Source organism: Streptomyces sp. NPDC032126 (assembly GCF_055580085.1).
Genome location: NZ_JBVIMA010000007.1, coordinates 387731 through 408567, shown reverse-complemented (window position 1 = coordinate 408567; position 20837 = coordinate 387731). Strand labels below are relative to the sequence as shown.

Annotated in this window: 16 protein-coding genes; 8 read left to right on the top strand and 8 right to left on the bottom strand. The window is 73.8% G+C overall.

Annotated features, from left to right (window positions below; translation table 11 throughout):
• Window positions 1-53: 53 nt before the first annotated feature.
• The 3 genes from ACZ5NW_RS27060 to ACZ5NW_RS27050 all read right to left on the bottom strand — a co-directional run bounded on the left by ACZ5NW_RS27060 (window position 54) and on the right by ACZ5NW_RS27050 (window position 4873).
• Window positions 54-1781 carry an urease accessory protein UreH domain-containing protein gene (locus ACZ5NW_RS27060; RefSeq protein WP_468746523.1) on the bottom strand — a complete coding sequence of 576 codons (1728 nt, stop codon included), beginning with the start codon at window positions 1779-1781 and terminating at the stop codon, window positions 54-56.
• Complete coding sequence (locus ACZ5NW_RS27055; RefSeq protein ID WP_468746522.1) at window positions 1778-3124, bottom strand: tetratricopeptide repeat protein; 1347 nt, start codon at window positions 3122-3124, stop codon at window positions 1778-1780. The genes ACZ5NW_RS27060 and ACZ5NW_RS27055 overlap by 4 nt, the downstream gene beginning before the upstream one ends.
• 216 nt (window positions 3125-3340) lie before the next feature.
• On the bottom strand, window positions 3341-4873 hold the full coding sequence (locus ACZ5NW_RS27050) for a DUF4331 domain-containing protein (RefSeq protein WP_468746521.1): 1533 nt from the start codon (window positions 4871-4873) through the stop codon (window positions 3341-3343).
• A gap of 207 nt (window positions 4874-5080) precedes the next feature.
• On the opposite strand from ACZ5NW_RS27050, the gene ACZ5NW_RS27045 reads away from it, so the two are divergent.
• The 3 genes from ACZ5NW_RS27045 to ACZ5NW_RS27035 all read left to right on the top strand — a co-directional run bounded on the left by ACZ5NW_RS27045 (window position 5081) and on the right by ACZ5NW_RS27035 (window position 6834).
• Complete coding sequence (locus tag ACZ5NW_RS27045) at window positions 5081-5623, top strand: sigma-70 family RNA polymerase sigma factor (RefSeq protein WP_468746520.1); 543 nt, start codon at window positions 5081-5083, stop codon at window positions 5621-5623.
• Window positions 5620-6432 (top strand): anti-sigma factor, encoded by an 813-nt coding sequence (locus ACZ5NW_RS27040; protein WP_468746519.1) that lies wholly within the window; start codon window positions 5620-5622, stop codon window positions 6430-6432. Before ACZ5NW_RS27045 ends, ACZ5NW_RS27040 begins: the two co-directional genes overlap by 4 nt.
• 126 nt (window positions 6433-6558) lie before the next feature.
• A complete protein-coding gene (locus tag ACZ5NW_RS27035) occupies window positions 6559-6834 on the top strand; it encodes a hypothetical protein (protein ID WP_468746518.1) in 276 nt (91 codons plus the stop codon).
• Window positions 6835-7030: 196 nt separating this feature from the next.
• On the opposite strand, the gene ACZ5NW_RS27030 is transcribed toward ACZ5NW_RS27035, so the two are convergent.
• Complete coding sequence (locus ACZ5NW_RS27030; protein WP_468746517.1) at window positions 7031-7804, bottom strand: ABC transporter permease; 774 nt, start codon at window positions 7802-7804, stop codon at window positions 7031-7033.
• Window positions 7801-8754, bottom strand: coding sequence for an ATP-binding cassette domain-containing protein (locus ACZ5NW_RS27025; RefSeq protein WP_468746516.1), 954 nt, complete (start codon window positions 8752-8754; stop codon window positions 7801-7803). Before ACZ5NW_RS27025 ends, ACZ5NW_RS27030 begins: the two co-directional genes overlap by 4 nt.
• Window positions 8755-8816: 62 nt before the next feature.
• On the opposite strand from ACZ5NW_RS27025, the gene ACZ5NW_RS27020 reads away from it, so the two are divergent.
• Entirely contained in the window at window positions 8817-9542 is a 726-nt protein-coding gene (locus tag ACZ5NW_RS27020; RefSeq protein WP_468746604.1) for a TetR/AcrR family transcriptional regulator C-terminal domain-containing protein, read from the top strand.
• Here the strand turns inward: ACZ5NW_RS27020 and ACZ5NW_RS27015 are convergent.
• The 3 genes from ACZ5NW_RS27015 to hmgA are packed head-to-tail and all read right to left on the bottom strand — an operon-like array spanning window position 9535 to window position 12887.
• Window positions 9535-10683, bottom strand: a complete 1149-nt coding sequence (locus tag ACZ5NW_RS27015; RefSeq protein WP_468746515.1) for a type ISP restriction/modification enzyme — start codon at window positions 10681-10683, stop codon at window positions 9535-9537. The genes ACZ5NW_RS27020 and ACZ5NW_RS27015 overlap by 8 nt on opposite strands.
• Window positions 10684-10730: 47 nt before the next feature.
• Window positions 10731-11483, bottom strand: coding sequence for a GntR family transcriptional regulator (locus ACZ5NW_RS27010; RefSeq protein ID WP_468746514.1), 753 nt, complete (start codon window positions 11481-11483; stop codon window positions 10731-10733).
• A 27-nt stretch (window positions 11484-11510) separates the two neighbouring features.
• Window positions 11511-12887, bottom strand: a complete 1377-nt coding sequence (hmgA, locus tag ACZ5NW_RS27005; RefSeq protein WP_468746513.1) for a homogentisate 1,2-dioxygenase — start codon at window positions 12885-12887, stop codon at window positions 11511-11513.
• A 170-nt stretch (window positions 12888-13057) separates the two neighbouring features.
• Between hmgA and ACZ5NW_RS27000 the strand changes: the two genes are divergently transcribed.
• From ACZ5NW_RS27000 to ACZ5NW_RS26985, 4 genes are all read left to right on the top strand, one after another.
• Window positions 13058-13783, top strand: a complete 726-nt coding sequence (locus ACZ5NW_RS27000) for a nuclear transport factor 2 family protein (protein WP_468746512.1) — start codon at window positions 13058-13060, stop codon at window positions 13781-13783.
• A complete protein-coding gene (locus ACZ5NW_RS26995; RefSeq protein WP_468746511.1) occupies window positions 13780-14397 on the top strand; it encodes a TetR/AcrR family transcriptional regulator in 618 nt (205 codons plus the stop codon). Before ACZ5NW_RS27000 ends, ACZ5NW_RS26995 begins: the two co-directional genes overlap by 4 nt.
• Before the next feature lie 96 nt (window positions 14398-14493).
• Window positions 14494-15360, top strand: a complete 867-nt coding sequence (locus ACZ5NW_RS26990; protein ID WP_468746510.1) for a hypothetical protein — start codon at window positions 14494-14496, stop codon at window positions 15358-15360.
• Entirely contained in the window at window positions 15335-20767 is a 5433-nt protein-coding gene (locus ACZ5NW_RS26985; RefSeq protein WP_468746509.1) for a caspase family protein, read from the top strand. Before ACZ5NW_RS26990 ends, ACZ5NW_RS26985 begins: the two co-directional genes overlap by 26 nt.
• The last annotated feature ends 70 nt before the right edge of the window (window positions 20768-20837 follow it).

The window sequence follows — 20837 nt, the reverse complement described above, 5'->3', positions numbered from 1 at the left end:
GGTTCTCATCCGGGTGAAAGCTGCACTCCGCTCGATATCTCCCCAAAAGTAGCTCAGCCGAGTACGGATGCCGCCCCCTTCAACACGAGTCCGGCGCCCAGGATCAAGACGATCAGCGCCGACCAGAGGGGCGCGGCCCGGCGCGCGGCGTCGACCGCGGGGTGCGTGGTCCAGCGCGGGCGCCGGTCCAGGGCCCGGGTCACTCCCGCGCCCAGCCGGACCACGGCGAACCCGGCCGCCGTCAGGGTGAGGGCCAGGCCGGCGCCGTACGCCACGACGAGCAGCAGCCCGAACCACGCGTGACCGAGCGCCGCGGCGCCGACCAGCACGACGACGGCGGAGGGACTGGGCACGAGCCCACCGGCGAAGCCGAGCAGGAGCGTGCCGCGGAGGGTGGGGGCGATGGGGTGCGAGTGGGTGACACCGCCGTGGGTGTGGGTGTGCTCGTGGGGGTGGTGGTGATGCTTGTGCGCGTGCCCCTTCTCGTGGCCGTGGCTGGGGCCGTGGTCATGGCTGTGGTCGTGATCGTGGCTGTGCTCGTGGTCATGACCGTGGTCGTGGTCGTGGTCGTGTCCATGGTCGTGCTCGTGGTGGGGGTGGTCGTGGGTGGGGGCGGTGCTCCGGGTGGTGGTCCGTGCGCCGGCGAGGGCGAGTTCGCGGTCCGGGGTCTTCACGGGCTCGTGGGGCGGGTGGGGGTGCGGATGGGGGTGCGCGTGCCCCTGCCCGCCGCGTCCGCCGCGCCACGCCCGGCGTACGAGGCTCACGCCCGCCATCAGCACCAGGGCGCCGCTGGCCAGGCCCAGCCAGGCGATCACCGAGGGGGCCGCGGCGGAACCGGCCGTGACCAGGAGGCCGAGGGCGACCACGCCGAGGGTGTGGGTGACCGTGACCGATGCCGCGAGGGGCAGCACGTCCTTGACGCGGGCCCGGCCGCCCCGGGCGGCGGCGGTCGCGGCCATGAGGGTCTTGCCGTGGCCCGGCGCGAGCGCGTGCATCGCGCCGAGGACGACCGCGATGACGAGGGCCAGCGCCGCGAAGCCGACGGTGAGGTCCTGGCGGGCGACGAGGCTGTCCAGGGCCCGGGTCCACCGGTCGGCCCCGCGCGGCAGGACGGACGCGGCGGGCGCGTCCCGCCCGTCTCCGGCCCCGTCGTCCCCGGCGGCGAGCGCCGGTCCGCCGGGCCGGACCCGCAGGGACGCGGTCGCGGTGTCGGCGGGGGAGGAGAGCAACTCCTGCGGATAGCGGGTGAGTTCGTCCGAGACGGAGGACTTCGGTACGTCCGTGGAGGTGAGCGTCGTCCGGTCGCCGCGCGCGGTGATCTCCCGCCAGCCGGGGCCCGAGGAGGTGCCCGCGCTGTGGAAGGTGAGGGAGATGGCGGCGTCGGCGGGCAGGGGCGCCGTGAGCCGGCACTCGACGCGCAGGGTGTTCAGGCCGGCCTGCCCGGGGCGTACGGCGGCGTGGGCGGTGGCGGTGGTCAGGGTGACGGGGCGGCCGTCGACGGTGACCTCGCTGCCGGAGGCGGCCGTGTCGCACCGCTGCCGGGCCCAGGTGTCCAGGCCGAGCCGCTCGACGTCGGGCTTGGCCTGGGTGGCGGGGATCTCGGCGAGGTCCTCGACGTGGTCGACGCGGAGCTGTCCGGGGGCGGTGACGAGACCGTCGTAGCGGTTGACGGTGAAGTTGCCGAGGGGGTGCGCGCTCGCCTCGGCGGCGGGGAGCAGGGCGAGCGCGCAGCCGGCCGTGAACACGGCCGCGCAGGAGGCGAGCAGGCGACGGGGGTTCACTGGTGCGCCTCCGTGAGAGTCGTACGGGCGGCTCGGGCGCCCAGGGGAGAGAAGCCCGGGTTGAGCTTCAGCGCGGCGGAGAGGTGGGCCCGCGCGTCCGGGGCGTGGCCGGTGGCGGCCTCGATCGTGCCGAGGTGGTACAGGAGGGAGGCCGTGCGGTAACCGGTGGCGACGGCCTGCCGGGCGTACGGGAGGGCCTCGCTGTCCCGGCCGTTGACGTGCAGGGCCCAGGCGAGGGCGTCGGCGGTGTGCACGGTGTGGCGGCGGGCCCACTCGGCGCGGGCCGCGCGCAGGGCCGCGGCCTTGTCGCCGTGGTCGGCGGCGGCGAGCGCGGTGTCGAGGTCGGCGTTGACGCCGTTGGCGCGGGCGAGGGCGGTCCAGGCGTCGACGAGGGCGTACTGGTTCCGGGCCTTGGCCTGGTCGCCCTTGCCGCCGCGGGCCTCGTACAGCTCGCCGAGCGCCACGAGCGGGCCGGGCAGGGGGGCGCGGGCCACGACGGCCTCCAGGCCCTTGATCGCCTCGGCCGGCCGGCCGCTCGCCGCCTGGGCGCGGGCCCGGCCCTCCAGCGCGGGGAGGTAGTTCTCGTCGGCGGCCAGCGCGCGGGCGTACAGGTCCAGGGCGGTGGCGTACTCGCCCTGGTTCCAGGCGAGTTGGGCGAGCTGGGTGGCGACGTAGGCGATGTCGCCGGGGGTGGTCGACGCGGTGAGGGCCTGGGTGAGGACGCGGCGGGCGGTGGGGATGTCGCCGCGCAGTTCGTAGACGTAGGCGTAGCGCGTGAAGACGGGGACGCCGGGGCGGCGGGTGTCGGCCGTCTTCGCCGCCTCCAACGCCTCGTCGTAGCGGCCGAGTTCGACGAGCGCGTCGATACGGGAGCACAGCGCGCGTTCGCTGTAGGGGTTCTGTCGCAGGGCCCGGTCGGCGTAGGTCAGCGCGCCGGTGAAGTCGTGGCGGGCCGCGGCGAGGGCGGCGCGGCCGGTGAGGGCCTGGTCGTTGTCGGGGCGCAGGGCGAGGGAGCGTCCGAGGGCCTGCTCGGCCTGCGGGTAGCGGGCGGGGTCGCCCTGGGTGCGGGCCTGCTCGACGTAGGCGAGCCCGAGGGTGGCCCAGGCGCCGAAGTCCTTCGGCTGGGTGCGCAGATGGGCCTGGAGCGAGGCGACCCCGGCGTTGAGGTCACCACTGGCGAGCAGCCCGGGCGAGACGGCGGCCGCGGTGGGCCGTGCCGTCCCCGAGTCGTCCCGCGCGGCCCCGATGGCGATGGCGCCACCGGTGAGGGCGACGGCCAACAGGGCTGAGCTCGCGGCCAGTTGCATCGACCGCCACCGTTTGCCGTCCGTACGCGGGGACATGCCCTCTCCTACCTAGCCTGTGTGATGTCGACGTAGCGAAGCGGCGCGACCCGCGCAGTGGGGGATGGTTGAACGCGGGCCGCGCCGGTTGGTGGGGGCGGGGAGCTGCAGGGGTCTCCCCACCCCGGTCAGGAGGAGCGCCCCGAAAGGGGCGCGGGGAACTGCGCGATCAGCCACACACGACCAGCGGTCGCGCGACGGCCCGGCGCAGCCGACTCAGTAGGCGCGCCCCCGACGCCGCCACCACATGAGCCCACCACCGATGAGCAGAACCCCGATCGCACCGGCACCGGCGGACCCGGCGATCAGCGCGGTGTTGTCATCGGTCGAGCCCGCCGCGGGCGACAGCGCGTCGCCCAGCTGGCTGCGCACGTCGTTGCCGCCGCTGACACCCTTGGCCAGCGCGCCGCGCGACCCCTCGGTCGGCAGGGCGACGTACGGGAACGACTTCTCGAACTCCTTGTCGTTCTTGTCGACCGCGTCACCGAGGTCGTTCTTGGAGCCGACGAGTTCGCCCTCGACGACCTGGAGCGAGGCGTCGATCACGTCGTCGGTGAGCCGGCGCCCGTTGGGGAAGCCCGCGGTGTCGCCGTCGAGGACGCCGAGCCGCTTCGGGTGCATCGACGGCTTGATCGAGGTGTTGAGCCGCAGCTCCTCCGACGGCTTCACGTACGGGGGCTGGTTGAGCCCCTTCACGCCCTTGAGGAACACGTCGACGAGGTCGTTGCGCGGCTCGGCCGGCGCCTTGATCTTGTAGATCGCCTCGATGAGCTTCGGCAGCTCGGGGTTGGTGACGTTCTTCAGGAACTGGGCGTCCTGCCAGGGCTCGGACGCGTTGAACTTGTCCTTGTCCTTGAGGGGGTTGACGACCTCGTTGACCAGCGGGTTGCCCAGCCGGGAGACCTGCGAGTAGTAGCCCTGGGCGTTGCGGCGCTGGGTGGTCGACCAGATGCCGACGATCGGCTGGTGCGACGACTCGGTGATCATGTCCGTCGGGACCTGGAGGGCTATGGAGTTGACGTTGTAGCCCTTGAGGGTGTCGTTGCCGACCTCGGAGAGGTTGCCTCCGTAGAGCAGGTCGAAGACGCGCAGGTCCAGGAAGAACGGGTCGTCGGCCTGGCCGGCGAAGGTCTGGGCGCCGTTGGAGAGCTTGTAGATCGCCTGGTGGCGCAGCTTGGCGTAGTCCGGCATGGACGCCTTGCCGACGTTCGACGGCGCGACCGGCACGTCGTCGGCCAGCTTGGTGCGGTGCACGACCTTCTGGTTCTTGAGCTTGATCAGCTCCAGGTCGTAGGTCTGCGTCACGTTCAGGTCGGGGTCGTCCAGGCTCTCGACCGCGCCGGTGTTGTACAGGAACGTCTTCTTGTTCTTGGTGTGCGTCTTGAACGTGTACCGGAACAGCAGTTCGCCCTGGGCGTCACCGTTGTTGTCGATGTGGATGTCGTACTGGGCGTCCTCGGCGAACGGGAAGAAGTTGGGCCCGCCCGCCGGCTCCTCGAAGGGGATCCAGTTCGCGACGATCGTCGTCGTGTCCGGCTTGTCCGGGCTCACGAAGGCGTACACGTCGGTGTTGTCGTACTGCGGGGTCCCCGAGATCAGCGGGGCCTCCCGGTGGCTGGAGGCGGACGCCGCCCCCGGTTCCAGCGTGGCCACGCCGGCGGCTGCGAGCCCCCCGGCTGCCAGCGCACCACAGATGAGGGTCGCAACGCTCCTGCGTCCCGCGCCGCTCTTGGAGTTAGGTGTGGTCATGCCGTCCGTCCTCAGTGCCAACTTGCCTGACGGACGGGTATACGGAGCGGAGGGCCCGATCGGATGGGTCCTCGGCGAAATTTTTCTTTTCCCTTCCTCCACCCGCGTTTTGGGGCCGGTGATCCGTAACCCCATCCGGAGGTGTGTTCGTTGCGAATGCCTGGTGTGACCGGACGGCCCGGCTGCGGCCGCGGAGAGGGGGACCGCGTGGAGGCGGACGAGCTTCTGGTGCTGGTGGCGGGAGGCGACCAGAAGGCATTCGAGCAACTCTACGGACTGGTGTCCGGGCCGGTCTTCGGACTCGTACGACGGGTGCTGCGCGACGTGGCGCAGTCGGAGGAGGTGGCCCAGGAGGTGCTGCTGGAGTGCTGGCGCACCGCGGGCCGCTACGATCCCGGCCGCGGCAGCGCCCTGTCCTGGATCCTCACCCTCGCCCACCGCCGGGCCGTCGACCGGGTGCGCAGCGTCCGGGCGGCCGGCGAGCGCGAGCAGCGCGAGGCCCAGCGCGCCCACCACCCCGCCTTCGACCAGGTGTCGGAGGAGGTCGAGGCGGGCCTGGAGCGCGAGTGGGTGCGCCGCTGCCTGGACCGGTTGACGGCGCTGCAACGCCAGTCCGTCACCCTCGCCTACTACGACGGCTACACGTACCGTGAAGTGGCCGAACGGCTGAAGCTGCCGCTCGGCACGGTCAAGACGCGCATGCGCGACGGACTCACGCGGCTGCGGGACTGCCTGGGAGGAGCCGCATGAGCCTGCTCGACCGTCTGCGCCGCGAGGACCCGCACTCGCTGGCCGCGCCCTACGCCCTCGACGCCCTGGACGCCGACGAGCGGCGCCGCTTCGAGCGGCATCTGAGAAGCTGCGACCGGTGCGCCGCCGAGGTGCGGGCGCTGGCCGAGGACGCCGTCCGGCTCGCCTGGTCGACGGCCGCCCCGCCGCCCGCCGCGCTGCGCGACCGGGTGCTGGCCGCCGTGCGCGCGACCCCGCAGGAGTCCGCCGCGCCGGTGCGTGAGCGCACGGCACAACTCCCGCCGCACGTCTGGGGCACGCAGCCGCCGCCGGGACGCACCCGTGCGCCCCGGCAGCGCCCCCTGTTAGTGCCGTTCGCCACGGCGACCGCCGCGGCGGCCCTCGTCGTCGCCTCCCTCTTCGCCGTCCAGGCGAACCGCACCCAGGACCAGTTGGACGCCTCGCGGGCCCAGGCGCGTGAGATCGCCCACGTTCTCGCCGCCCCGGACGCCCGGGCGACGACCGGCAAGGACGCGCGGGGCCGGAGTATCGGAGTGATCGCTTCCGCATCGACGGGACAGGCCGTCGTCACCCTGAGCGGATACGGCGGCCTGCCGAGCGGCAAGGTGAACCAGCTGTGGCTCATGCGCCCCGGCGCGCAACCGCGCTCCCTCGGGCTCTTCGACGGCGACACGCCCTTGGTCGCGGACGGTCTCGACAAGGCTGCGACATCACTCGCTGTGACCGTCGAGCCCGACGGAGGGTCAGCTCAGCCCACCAGTCAGCCAGTTGTCCAACTCGCCCTGGAATCGGTTGGATTCGGAGAGTGACCGAGGAGGCGTCGTCAACCCCCTTATGGGGAAGGTGAATCCTGTGACCGCGATACACGCGTGCCCCGACGGGGCGATAGGGTTAACCTGCCCGGGCCGGGTGGACTCGTACGGGTGGGGAGTGACATGGATCAGATAACGATGCGCAGCAGGGCGAGGGTCCCTGCGATCACCTGCGGGAGCAGCGCGACCAGCTCGCGGCTCGACCGCCATCTCTCGGTGCTGGCGGGCCCCGCCATACCGCAACGGGAGACGGTCGAGGCCACCTCGCTGATGCGGGAACTGACCGCGCGCGACACCCGGCACAAGACCGGCGACGTCGGTGCCCGGGTGAGCCGTGTCTCGCTGTTCGCGCCCCTGCGCCGCCTGCGCCGTTCGCTGTTCGGCGGACACCGGCACTGAGATCCCCGGGCCCGCGCTCAGGCGGACGCACCGACCCGGCGCAGTGCTGCGATCCTGTCGTCCGTCATCCCCGCGGGCGGCAGCAGTGCTCCGGTGTGCTTCCCGAGCGCGGGCGCATCACCCCGGCGTGCCTCCCCACCGCCCGGCAAGGTGATCGGGGCCCGCTTCTCCCTTCCGGCTGCCCCCGTGACGCGCGTCAGCGCGCGTAGCGCCGTACGGCCAGGGGCACGAACACCGTGAGCAGGACCGCGCACCACGCGAGCGACCCGGCGATCGGATGGGCCACCGGCCAGGCGGCGCCGTCCGGTACGGGCGCGTTGCCGAAGAGGTCGCGCAGCGCCGTCGTCACCGCGCTGATCGGATTCCACTCGGCGAGCGTGCGCAGCCAGCCGGGCAGGTTGTCGGTCGGGATGTAGGCGTTCGACAGCAGCGGCAGCATGAAGGTGGCGCTGCCCAGCTGACCGGCCGCCTCCTCGCTGCGGGTGAGCAGACCGAGGAAGACGCCGATCCAGGCGCAGGCGAAGCGGAACAGCAACAGCAGCGCCACCGCTCCCACCGCGGCGGGCGCCGACCCCTCGACCCGCCAGCCCACCGCGAGGCCCACCAGCAGGAACGGCACCGTCCCGGCCGCCGTCACCAGCAGATCGGCCGCGGTCTGCCCGAGCGGCACCGCCGCCCGGCTCACCGGCAGGGTGCGCAGCCGGTCCGTCACGCCCCGGTGGACGTCCTGGGCCGCCTGGAACATGCCCGTCATGATCCCGTTGGCCGCGGTCGCCACCAGCAGGCCGGACACCAGGAAGGAGCGGTACGCGGCGCCGGGCATCGCCAGCGCGCTGCCGAAGACGTAGCCGAAGAACAGCAGCATGGTGATCGGCATGGTCTGGGTGAGGATCGCCAGCGCCGGGTTGTTGCGCACCCGCAGCAGCTGGCGCCCCAGCATCGCGGTGCCGTCGTGGGCCAGGCCGCTCATGCCGCCACCTCGTCCCTCGCGTCGCCCTGGGTGAGCCGTAGGAAGACCTCGTCCAGGGAGGGTGGCCGGATGCTCGCGTCCAGCAGGGGGACGCCCGCCGCGTCGAGTTCGCGGACCAGGCGGGGGAGCGTGAGGGTGGTGTCCCGGACCAGCGCGCCGGCGGCGTGCCGCTCGGGGTCGAGCGAGGGCCGGGCGCCGGTGAGCCGGTCGAGGACGGCGGCCGCCCTCGGCAGCACCTCCGCGTTCGCGACCACCACGTCGGCGTAGGAGCCGACGATCGCCTTGAGCTGCCGGGGCGAGCCGGTGTGCGCGAGGCGCCCGCGGTCCATCAGGGCGATCTCGTCGGCGAGTCGGTCGGCCTCCTCCAGGTACTGGGTGGTGAGGACGACCGTGGTGCCGTCGCCCTTGAGTTCCCGCACGGCGTCCCAGATGTCGTTGCGGGAGGCCGGGTCCAGGCCGGTCGTCGGCTCGTCGAGGAACAGCACCTCGGGCCGCCGGATCAGGCTCGCGGCGAGGTCGAGCCGACGGCGCGTCCCGCCCGAGTACGTCGACGCGGGCCGGTCGGCGGCCTCGGTGAGCCCGAAGCGCTCCAGCAGTTCGCCCGCCCGTCCGCCGGGGTCGCGCACCCGGTGCAGCCGGGCGAACAGGCGCAGGTTCTGCCGGCCGGTGAGGTCGCCGTCGACCGTCGCGTACTGGCCGGTGACGGCGATCAGGCGCCGTACGGCCGCCGCCTCCCGTACGAGATCGTGCCCCGCGATCCGCGCCGAGCCGGCGTCCGGGCGCAGCAGCGTGGTCAGGACGCGCACCGCCGTGGTCTTGCCCGCCCCGTTCGGGCCGAGGAGGCCGCAGACCGTGCCCGCCGGGACGGCCAGGTCGAGCCCGCGCAGGGCGGCGACCGCGCCGAAGCCCTTCTGCAGGCCCTCACTAAGTACACCGTACGTAGTAGTCATGCGCCGACCATAGCGCACTACGTACGCTGTACGTAACTACGATGGTGGCCGAGGTGATGACCATGGCGGGCCGTGCGGCCGTACCCGAAGTGATCTGGGCCCGGCCCGAGCGGACCGGCCGTGGGCCCAGGCCCGCGTTCACACGCTCCGACATCGCGGCGGCGGCCGTGCGGATCGCCGACGCCGAGGGGCTGGACGCGGTCTCCATGCGGCACGTGGCCGGCGAACTGGGCTGCGGCACGATGTCGCTGTACAACTACGTCCCCCGCAAGGAGGACCTCTACGAGCTGATGGTGGACGCCGTCAGCGGAGAGCACGAGCTGTGGGAGCCCAGCGGGGACTGGCGGGCGGACCTGCTGCGGGTCGGCCGGCAGACACGGGAGCTGATGCACCGGCACCCCTGGCTGCCCAGGCTGATGTCCCCCGTCTACGGCTTCAGCCCCAACGCCCTGCGCTACCTGGAGCACTGCCTGGCGTGCATGGACCCGCTGGACATGACGTACGGCATGAAGATGCAGCTCCTCGGCATGCTCAACGGCGTGGTGACGACCTACGTCGCCACTGAGCTGGCCACCGCCGAACGGGCGCGGGCGCTGCCCTGGTCCGTGGAGGAGGAGAACGCCGTGCGGATGGCCTATCTGGGCAGCCAGATCGCCGGTGGGGCGTATCCGCGCATGGCCGCCGCCTTCGCGGAGGATCCGGGGCCGATCGATCTGGAGGCCGTGTTCGAGATGGCGCTGGAGAGGGTGCTCGACGGCTTCGCGCCCCGGGACCGGGACGTCAGATGAGCGCGAACTGGCCCTCCGGGCCCTCCTCGTGATGGTCCAGGACCGAGGCCGGCCTGCGGGCCGGCTCCGGGACCGGCAGCACGCCCGCCTCGCGCAGCTCCGCCGCCGTGATCGGTGAGGTCACCTTCAACTCCTCGCGCTTCGGGCGCAGTTCGGCCAGGAGCGCCAACACCGTGATCAGTTCGAGGAGTTCCGAGGTCCAGGTCTGCGGCCAGGTCGCCGGGCGGATCGCGGCCAGCGTGCCCGGCTCGGGCTCCGCCGTCCGCACCGCGAACCACCGCTCCAGCACCCGCACCCCGTCCGCCTCGAAGTCCCACGCCTCCGGCGGCACCGGGGAGACCCGGCCCTCGTCCAGATGGAGGGTCTCCTCGTCGCGGTCGTAGCGCAGGGTCAGCGGGCGGGCCGGGAGCGGGGCCCGGACGTACGGGCGGCGGCCGCCGGGCAGCTTGGGCCGGTCGCCGTCACGGCGCATCAGCCACAGCAGCCGGTGGCCCAACGCGACGCCGCGCGCCCAGAGTTCGGCGTCCCCGGTGAGCGGGACGGTGAGGTCGGGGCCGGCCGTCGCGAGGATCCAGGCCAGTACGTCCGGCGGCGTGGGCGCCCGACCGAGGCGGCCGGACAGATGGTCCAGCAGGCCCGGCGTCAGATTCGGCTCCCTGCCGCCCGGGCGCCGGTACAGCGGGCGGACGCGTCCGGGGCGCAGCAGGGGCAGCAGTGCGGTGGCGACCGGCCCGTCCGGTGTCTCGACGAGGAACACCTGCCGCTCGTCCGCCACCCGCCACACCTCCGGGCGGGCCGCGTCGATGAGCCGGTGATCGGGGATCAGCCACTGCTCGTCGAAGGGCCCGTACAGCACCCTGACGGGTTCCGGGCAGGGGCCCGAGGCGCGCAGGAGCCGGTCCGTGCCCGTGGCGTGGCCCGGCAGCTGGGCGACCGCCGAGTGCAGGGTGCGGGCGCGGGTCGGGGCGAACAGGGCCTCGCGGTCCCGCCCGTCGGCCTTCACCAGGGCGTCCCAACGGGCCTTCAGACAAGCCGCGTCGGGAGCTACCGGCCAGGCCCGCCCGAGCCGGACCGGTGCGACGGACCACGGCATGAGGTCCGCGAGAGGCGGAGCGTCGTCGTAGGGCGTCACGCGGGGCATCGTACGACGCCGGTTCGTGACCGCGCCCCGAGAGCCGGCCCGCGGGCTCAGGACGACGCGTCCAGGGTCACGGTGAACGAGAAACGGTCGCCGCGGTAGGAGATGACGGCGACATCCAGCACCCGTCCCTGAGCGTCGTAGGTCACGCCCGTGTAGTGCAGGATCGGGCTGAGCAGCGGCACGTCGAGCAGCCGGGCGGTCTCCGGGTCCGCGAGGCGCGCCTCCACCGTGTCCGTGATGCGGCTGATGGCCGCGCCCACGACGTCCCGCAGGACCTTGGTCATGGGGTGGCGGATCAGGTCGTCGGGGTGGAAGCGGGCGGCCAGTTCGGGGCGGACCCAGTTGCGGGCGTGGTTCGTCGGCTCGCCCGTCTTCTCGTCGCGGCGCAGCCGGTGGTACGTCGCCACCTCGTCGACGTCCGGGAAGTACTCGGCGGCCTCCGGCGGCACCGGCACGGGGCCGTGGTCCAGCAGCTCGGTCGCCATACCCGACTGCTGGGCCACGATCGCGTCCACCGAGCCGAGCAGCCGCACCGGGGCGCCCCGGCGGGCGTCCGGCTCGATGAACGTGCCGCGCCGGCGATGGCGCGTGATCAGCCCCTCGTCCTCCAGCTCCTTCAGCGCCTGCCGCATGGTCAGCACGCTCACGCCGTAGTGGCCCGCCAGCTGCTCCTCGGTCGGCAGCCGCAGCGGATCACGCGGCGAGCGGCCGAGTATCGAGGCGCGCAACGACTGCGACACCTGGTACCAGAGCGGCAGCTTGCGGTTGAGGACGATGGAGTCCGGGGCGAAGGAGGTCACGGGCCATCCGTACCGGGAGGGGATCTTCTAGTGCAAGGGGCGGTAGTGGCGCTCCAGACCCTGCCACACGTCGTCGTAGCGGCGCTGGAGGTGGTCGGCGCCCGCCGCCTGCGGGGTGAGGGTGACCGGCCAGCGCGTCTCGAACATGAACGCCAGCCCGTCGTCGACCTTGTGCGGCTTCAGCTCGGCGGCGCTCGCCCGGTCGAAGGTCTCCCGGTCGGGTCCGTGCGCCGACATCATGTTGTGCAGCGAGCCGCCGCCCGGCACGAAGCCCTCGGCCTTGGCGTCGTAGGCGCCCTCGATCAGGCCCATGTACTCGCTCATCACGTTCCGGTGGAAGTACGGCGGCCGGAAGGTGTCCTCGCCCACCAGCCAGCGCGGCGCGAACACCACGAAGTCCACGCCCGCCAGGCCCGGGGTGTCCGACGGCGCCGTCAGCACCGTGAAGATCGACGGGTCGGGATGGTCGTACGAGATCGTCCCGATGACGTTGAAACGGCGCAGGTCGTACACGTACGGCACGTGGTTGCCGTGCCAGGCGACCACGTCCAGCGGCGAGTGGTCGTAGGTGGCGCCCCAGAGGTTGCCGCAGAACTTGTTGACGACCTCCACCGGGCCCTCGACGTCCTCGTACGCGGCGACGGGCACCCGGAAGTCGCGGGCGTTGGCCAGGCCGTTCGCGCCGATCGGGCCGAGGTCGGGGAGGCGGAAGGGGGCGCCGTAGTTCTCGCAGACATAGCCGCGGGCGGTCGGGCTCTGCCCGCCATCGGACGCAGTGTCGAGGAGGTCGGCGCGGAAGCGGACCCCGCGCGGGATCAGCGCCATCTCGCCCGGCTCCACGGCCAGCAGACCGAACTCCGTGCGCAGCAGCAGGCCGCCCCGCTCGGGGACGATCAGCAGCTCGCCGTCCGCGTCGCTGAAGACGCGGTCCATGGACGCGGTGGCGTGATACAGGTGCACGGCCATGCCCGCCCGCTGGGTGGCGTCCCCGTTGCCGCCGAGGGTCCACAGGCCGGCCAGGAAGTCCGTCCCGGCGGGCGGCTCGGGCAACGGGTTCCAGCGCAGGCGGTTGGGGTCGGGGACCGTCTCCGCGAAGGGCGCGGTGCGGATCGCGCCGTTGTCGATCCGGGTGAACGCCGGATGCGCGGCCGACGGGCGGACGCGGTACAGCCACGAGCGGCGGTTGTGCGCCCTCGGCTCGGTGAACGCCGTGCCGCTGAGCTGCTCCGCGTACAGGCCCAGCGGGGCCCGCTGGGGGGAGTTGCGGCCGTCGGGCAGGGCGCCCGGCACCGCCTCCGAGCTGTGCTCGTTGCCGAACCCGCGAAGGTACGTCAGCCCCTCGGCGGTCTTGCGCGCGTCCCCACGCTCGAACACGCTCGTGCGGGCGGTGCCCCCATCGCTCATCGTCGCTCCCTCGCGTCCGTCCCCGACTGATTCCTATAGGACACCGTAGGATTGCGGTTGCCGCGGGCGCAAGACGTCCGGGCCTCCTCCTCTCGGAGGACGATCACCCGCTCCCGGAACCAGACCCCAGGGGGATCCGCCGGTCGGACCGGTGTTCTACGCTCCCGGGCATGTCGTGGAAGCGCGGACGCCCAGTCGCGCTCGCGGTCTGTGTCCTGCTGCTGACCGGATCCGCGAGCTGCGGCCCCAGCGGTGATGCCCAGGAACGGAAGAACGGGGAGTCGACCGTGCCGGTGGGCAAGCTCCTCGACGACACCGACGCGCAGGGCCGGCACTACCGCGAGGTGGACAAGAAGGCGGCCCCCGAGGTCGGCATCGTGGTCACCCCGGACGCCGACGGCAGCTGGGACACGCGGCTCACCCTGCGCCGCTTCCGCCTCTCACCGCAGGGCACCCCCCAGCGGGCGGTCGCCGGACGCGGCATCGCGCGGCTCTTCGTCGACGACCGGCCCGTGGCCGACCTGCGCACCCCCGCGTACCGCATCCCGGCCGGCTACCTCCCGCACGGCACCCACCACGTCACCGCCCGCCTCTACGCCGACGACGGCACGGTGTGGGCGGCCGACGGCAAGCCGGTGGAGAGCACGGCGGACATCACCGCGTCGGCGGAACAGGCGTCGCCCTCCGGCACGGCCCCGCCCACGAGCACGGCCCGGCCCTCGGCTCCGGCGTCGGCCGCGGTCACGGTCCCGCCGTCGGCCGCCCCGCCCACGGTCACCGTCTCGCCGTCCGCCTCGGCCTCGCCCACCGCCGTGCCCTCCGCGTTGAGTGCACCGGGCACCCTTCCTCGTACAGAAGGGCGAGCTTCACCGGATCCCGGCGGAAAGGCATCATGAAGGCCGTGCCCCATGCGACCACCCTCCGTCGCGCGCCCGTGCAGCGGCGCAGCGCCGAACGGCTGACCAGGATCCTCGACGCCTGCGCCGACCTCCTCGACGAGGTCGGCTACGACGACCTGAGCACCCGCGCCGTCGCCCAGCGCGCCGGCGTCCCCATCGGCTCGGTCTACCGCTTCTTCGGCAACAAACGGCAGATGGCCGACGCCCTCGCCCAGCGCAATCTGGAGCGCTGGTCGGAGCGGGTCACCGAGCGCCTGAAGGACGTGCGGCCGGGCGACTGGCGGACCGTCATGGACGCCGTGCTCGACGAGTACCTGGCGATGAAACGCACCGCGCCCGGCTTCTCCCTCGTCGACTTCGGCAACCAGATACCGGTCGGCGCCCGCCACGCCGAACCCAACACCCGCGTCGCCGACCGCCTCACCGACCTGCTCGCCGGCTACCTCGACCGCGACCCCGACGACGATCTGCGCCGCGCCTTCCTCGTCGCCGTGGAGACCGCCGACACCCTCGTCCACCTGGCCTTCCGGATCGACCCCCAGGGCGACGAGAAGATCATCGAGGAGATGCGGGTGCTACTGCGGGCCTATCTGACCCGGCTGTTGGACTGAGGCCGGCTCCCGGAGTGACTCCAGCGCATGGACTGACCCCGTCGACACCCCCGTTGCTAAGGTGATCCGACCTCGGCCCGGCCACAGGGGGACGCCATGACGCGGGTGGTCTGTATCCACGGTGTCGGTCAACAGCACGCGGGGGAGCACCAGTTGGCCTCCGCCTGGCACGCCGCGCTCGCCGACGGCCTGCGCCGCGCGGACTCCCCGCTCACCCTCGCCCCGGACGACGTGCGCTGCGTCTTCTACGGCGACCTGTTCCGCCCACCCGGCCGCACCCTCGCCTTCGGCGACCCGCCCCTGGACGCGTCCGACGTCGAGGAGGGCTTCGAGACGGAACTGCTCCTCGCCCTGTGGGAGGAGGCGGCCCGCACGGACCCCGCGGTGGTGCCGCCGGACGCCCGCACCCTCGCCCGCACCCCGAACAGGGTTCAGCGCGCCCTCGACGCCCTCAGCCGCTCCCGGTTCTTCGCGGGCCTCGCCCTGCGCGCCCTCGTCCTCGACCTCAAGCAGGTCCGCGCCTACCTGTGCGACCCCGCCGTGCGCGACGCCGTCCAGGCACGGGTCGCGCACGCGGTGGACGAGCGGACCCGGGTGGTCGTCGCGCACTCGCTGGGCAGCGTCGTCGCCTACGAGGCCCTGTGCGCCCACCCGGAGTGGCCCGTGCGCGCCCTGCTGACCGCGGGCTCGCCCCTGGGCATCCGCAACCTGATCTTCGACCGGCTCCGCGCCGGAGAGGGCGGCAAGCCGGGCGACTGGCCGGGCGGCGTCGAGCAGTGGACCAACCTCGCCGACGACGGAGACGTCGTCGCCCTGGTGAAGGACCTGCGCCCGCTCTTCGGCGACCGCGTCCGCTGCCATGTGGTCCACAACGGGGCACGGGCCCACGAGGCGACGCGCTACCTCGACACGGCCGAGGCGGGCCGGGCGGTGACCGATGGACACGGCCCCCTACCCGGCTGAGCCCGCGGTGCCGGACGGCCCGGAAACCGGCCCGGCGCGCCGCTATCTGATCGCGGCCGCCGTCACCGACGTGGCGGCCCACCCTGACGCCGAACGCGCCGAACTCGCCGACGACCTGCGCCGGATCGAGGCACTGTTCCTCGGCGAGCTCGGCTACACGCGGGGCGCCGACATCGGCATCAACCCCACCCGGGAGCGGCTGCGGACCGCCCTGCGCCGCTTCGCCACCGCCCCCGACCGCCGCCCCGACGACCACGTGGTCCTCTACGTCGCCGCCCACGGCGTCATCGACCCCGACACCGGCCTCCACCACCTCCTGCTGCACAACAGCCGGGGCGACGACCTGTACGACACCGCGCTGCCCACGGAGGACCTCGTCGGCGGGCTCTGGCAGGGCACCGCCATCGAGCGGCTGCTCGTGCTGATCGACGCCTGCTACGCGGAGGAGGGCGCCGACAAGGCCCTGCGGGGCGCCCTGGACGCCCGCCGCTTCCGGCCGCCGGTGACCGAGCACGGCAACACCGGCCTGGTGCTGGTCGCCGCGTCCCGCCGCAAGGAGTTCGCTCTCACCGGCGTCCTGTCGGCCGCCTTCGACCGGGCCGTGCGCCGGCACGCCACCGTCGGGAACGCGCCCGCCCACATCGGCCTCGAACAGGTCATGGCGGCCATCAGCGCTGACCCGGAGGTGCCGCCCGCCCAGCGCCCCGTCTGGTCCCTCGCCCACGCCACCGGCGACATCCCCGCCTTCCTGCCCAACCCCCGGCACATCCCCGACTCCGCCGGCCTGAAGCTGGAGGAGATCGACCGGATCGTGGCCCTCGGCGCCCGCGAGCGCGACGCCCGCGACCAGGACATGCGCGGCTTCTTCCTGCCCCGGGCCCGCGGCACCGACGTCCCCACCGAGGAGGTCTGGGACTTCACCGGCCGCCATGCCGCCCTCGGCGACGTCACCACCTGGCTCGACCCGCGCCGCACCGACGAACGGCTCTGCGTGGTCACCGGCGACCCGGGCTCCGGCAAGTCCTCGCTGCTCGGCATGGTCGCGGTGCTGACCGACCCCGAGCGCGCCGACGCCGTCCCCCGCGAGGCGCTGCCCCCCGTGCTGCCCCGCCCCGGGGACGTCGACGTCCGCGTCAACGCCAGCCATCTCTCCACCCGGCAACTGCTCGACGCCCTGTCCGGCGCGGCCGGCTGCGCCGCCGGCTCCCTCGGCGCGCTCTCCGCCCACCTCCAGACCAGGAGCAGACCCCTCGTCGTCCTCCTCGACTCCCTGGACGAGGCCCTCGCACCGCAGGAGGCCGTCGACGAACTCCTCGCCCCGCTCACCGACCCCGAACGCGGGCTCCCGCTGCGCCTGCTGGTCGGCGCCCGCCCGCACATCGCCGCCCGGCTCCCCGCCGACGCCCCGCGCGTCGACCTGGACTCCGACCGGTACGGCGACCCCGACGCCGTCCGCGCGTACACTCGCAAGCTGCTGTGCGCCTCCGGATCGACCCTGCGCCGCGCCGAACCCCACCTCCTCGACGCGATCGCCGAGGCCGTCGCGGACGCCGCCGGCCGCTCCTTCCTGGTCGCCCGTATCACCGCCCGCACTCTGGCCCGGCAGGCGTCTTTGCCGGACCCGTACGACCAGCGGTGGCGCGACGAACTCCCGCGCCTGCCCGGCGAGGCGATGGAACGCGACCTCGTCCAGCGCCTCGGCCCCCTAGCCGCCCGCGCCCGCGACCTCCTCCTGCCGCTCGCCTACGCCCAGGGCGCGGGACTGCCCTGGGCGGGCGTCTGGCCGCGCCTCGCCTCGGCGCTCACCGGCCGGGAGCATGGCGACGAGGACGTCGTGTGGCTGCGGCAGGCGGCCGGGTCGTACGTCGTGGAGAGCGTGGAGGCGGGCGGTTCGGTGTACCGGGTGTACCACCGGGCGCTCATCGAGTACCTGCGGGAGGGACGGGACGCGGAGGCCGTCCAACGGACGATCACGGAGGCCCTGCGGGATGTCGAACACCCTTATGTCCGCCGGTACTTGGCGCTGCACGCGGGGGAGGGCGGGGTGCTCGACGGGCTGGTGCAGGACGCGGGGTTCGTGCTGAGCGCGGAGCCGGCGCGGCTGCTGGCGGCGCTGCCGCGCCTGCGGACCCGGGAGGGCCGGCGGGCCGGGCAGGCGGTGCGGGACCTGGAGGAGGAGTTGCGCCGCCGCGCGGGCGGGGGGCCGGATCCGCAGGCGCGGGCCCGGCTGCGACTGGCGGCGGTGTGCTGGAGGGCGGGGGCGCTGGCCGACTCGTGCGACGAGGGGGACGTACGGCTGCCGTGGCGGGCGCGGTGGGCGGCCTGGAACCCGGAGCAGGGGGAGCGGCGGTACGACGGGATGAGTGTGGGGGTGGGGACCGGGGTGGTGGTGCCCGGCCGGGGCGGGGCGCGGTTCCTGGATCTCGCGCGGCGGAATCCGGTGTGGATCGACCTCGACGACGGCGGCGTGACGCGTGCGAGTCAGAGCGAGAGCCGCTGGATGTCGTCGACGCTGACCACCGTGCCCCAACTTGTGGAGGGCGCAGCCGGGCTGGACATCATGCGGGAACTCGCGCTGGACAAGGACGGCCTGCGGATCACCCGGGGCATTCGCGTGCTGCACCTGTGGGAGGGAAACCGGCGCAGGACATGGGTGTTGTCGCGCTTCCCGGGCGTGGACGGCATGGCGGATTGGGACTTCCCGGAGAGCCCGGAGCAAGTCGTGGTGCTCGCCCCCGGGGGAGGGCCCTCGGCGGTGGCGCTGCGGATGGGGAGCGGCCATCTTCTCGTCCACCAGTTGGAGTCCGACCTTGCCTACCCGCCCCCGGCCCGGCGGGAGAGGAAGTCCCGCCTGAAATGGGAGCTGGAGCTCTGGGAGGAACGGGCGGGCTGGCGGCGATCCAGGCGCCTGTTGGCCCTGTCCCCGGCGGAGACCGGCAAGCGGATCACGGCGTGTGCGGCACCCCGTGGACTGGCCCCTGGGGCGCTCCTGCTGGGGCGCGACGACGGCAGGGCGGAGCACTTCTCACTCGAGTCCGGCACGGTGGCGGAGGTCGTCACCGGCCACGACGGCGCCGTCGAACTCGTCGACCTGGTACCCGGCCACCCCCAGGGCCGGCTGCTGCTGACCGCGGGCGCGGACAACACCGTACGGCTGTCGTCCCTCACCACGGGCGCCCCCGTCAGAATCCTGCTGACGGATCCCGCCCCGATCGCCTCGCTGGCCGTGCACCGCGTCGGACGGCAGTGGATCGTGGCCGTGGTGACCCGGGACGGCCGGCTGCACCGCGTCGACCTCGACACCGGCCGTCCGCTGGGCCTGCCCCGGCGGGTGGACCGGGGCCCGTCCGTTCGGCTGGAGGCCTTCGACCTGGGCCCCACGGCCTGTGTCTCCGTCCAGGGCGACACGCGCGGCCTCCAGCTCTACGACCTGGTCACCGGTGACCGCGTGGGCGGCCAGGTGCTGCCGCACGCGGCGACCGCGCTGTGCCGGGTCGGCGGCACGGTCTGCGTCGGCGGCTCGGACGGCATCGTACGGCTGTGGCCCACCCCGCACGCGGCGGACTCCACGCACGTCACCGCCCACGACAGCCGGGTCCTCGCCGTGGGGGAGATCCGCGGCCCGGGCGGCGCGCCGGCCCTGGTCAGCGTCGGGCAGGACCAGGAGATCCGCTGCTGGGACCTGGTGCGGTCGCACGAACGGTGGCGGCGCAGCGTCCACATCCCGGTGCCCGGACCGCCCGTCTGGTCGTACCCGCTGATGACCTGCGCCGCCGTCGGGCGGACCGCCGACGGCCGGGACTACGCCGCCACCGGCGAGAACGCGGGGCGCGTGCGGATCCTCGTCCTGCACGCCGGACTGCCGGTCGCGGAACAGGAGTTCGCCGTCCCCGACACGATCACCACGCTGACCACCGGCCGGGTGCGGGGCCGCGACGTGCTGGTGGTCGGCACGGGGTCGGGCCGGATCGTCTGCTGGGACGTGGGCGCCGGACGGATGTACAGCTACGGCCCCGACCCCGACGAGGACGTGTGGACCACCGCGCTGGCCCTCGCCCCCGACGGCTCCGGGCGGCTGGCCGTGGGCGGGCTCGACGGGTCCGTGCGCGAGTGGTCGCTGCCGGCCTGCCGTCCCCTCGGCCCGGCCCGCGTCAGGCACCAGGGCGCCGTGCGGGCGCTCGCCCACACCCCCACCGGCCTGGTCAGCGGCGGGATCGACGGCCGGCTGATCGCGTACGACGACGGCTGGGAGCGGCGGATGCCGTGCTCCGTCGCCACGCTGCACCTGACCGAGGGCGGGTTGCTGTGCGGTGACGACCACGGGCACATCTGGTGGGTGCGGGAGGGGCCGGAGGGCCGCCGGGTCGTGGAGGCGCTGGACGGCGTGCGGCCCGTCACCGCTGCCACGCCGCTGCCCGTCGGCCCGCGAGCCGGAGAACCGGCCGTCGTGGTGGGGAGCGGCGACGGTTCCGTCCAGGTCCGGGCGGCGGCCGACGGCACGCTGCTGCGGCGCTTGCGGCCGGTCGGGGAGTCCGAGGTGCTCTGGCTGGGCGTCGTGTCGGGTTCCCGGCCGCGGCTCTACGCCCGCACCGACGACCGGCTGCTGCAGTCCTGGGAGCTCGGCGCCGACGGTCCGCTCGCCTCGACGGGCCGGCCCGTCTTCCTGCCGCTGACCCACGAACGCGGCGACGCCCTGCCGGGGGTGGTGCCCGACGGCAGCGGGTCGGAGTCCCTGCTGTCGCTCACGGTCGACTGGTCCGGTCATTCCCCGCTCCGCGACCGGCTCCTCGTCCATGACGTCGACCGGGGCCCGCTGACCGAACAGCTGTGTGCCCCCATGGGGAAGGAGAATCGCAACGCCGATGGCCTGCGGGCGGTGCGCTGCGCGGGCAGGCTGCTGGTCCTGCTGCCGCTCGAACCGACGGTGCTGGGCGTGCTCGACACGACGACCCGGCGGTGGGCGATGGTGCGGCTGTCCGAACCCTGGCTCATCGGCGCCTTCGCCCTGCCCGGGTCCGACGGCGAGGACCTGCTGCTGGTCAGCGATGTCGGTGCCACGATCCTGCCGTGGCAGGAGCTGCGGGCCCGCTTCCCGCAGCGGGGCGAACGGCCGCGGCCCGTCCGGCAGTTCCGGTTCCGGGGCGTCCGCTACTGGCACTCGGTCCCCGAACTGCCCGTCACGCCGCACGGGCGGTCGTTCCTGGCGGAGCGCTGCGTCCTCCTGCCCGGCCGCGAGCACTACGTCGTGAGCGACGGGTCGCTGCTCGCCGTCGTCCACGTCCGCACCGGGGAGACCCTCCGCCGCCTCGACCTGCCCTCCCCCTGCACCGCCCTCGCCACCACCCCCCACGGCGAGCTGATCGTCGGCACCGGCAACGGCCCGATCCTCTTCGACCGGCTCTACTGACCCCGCCGCCCCCCTCCCCCTCATCCATACCGGTCGGTATGCTCACCCCACGTACGAGCGCCACCGCCGA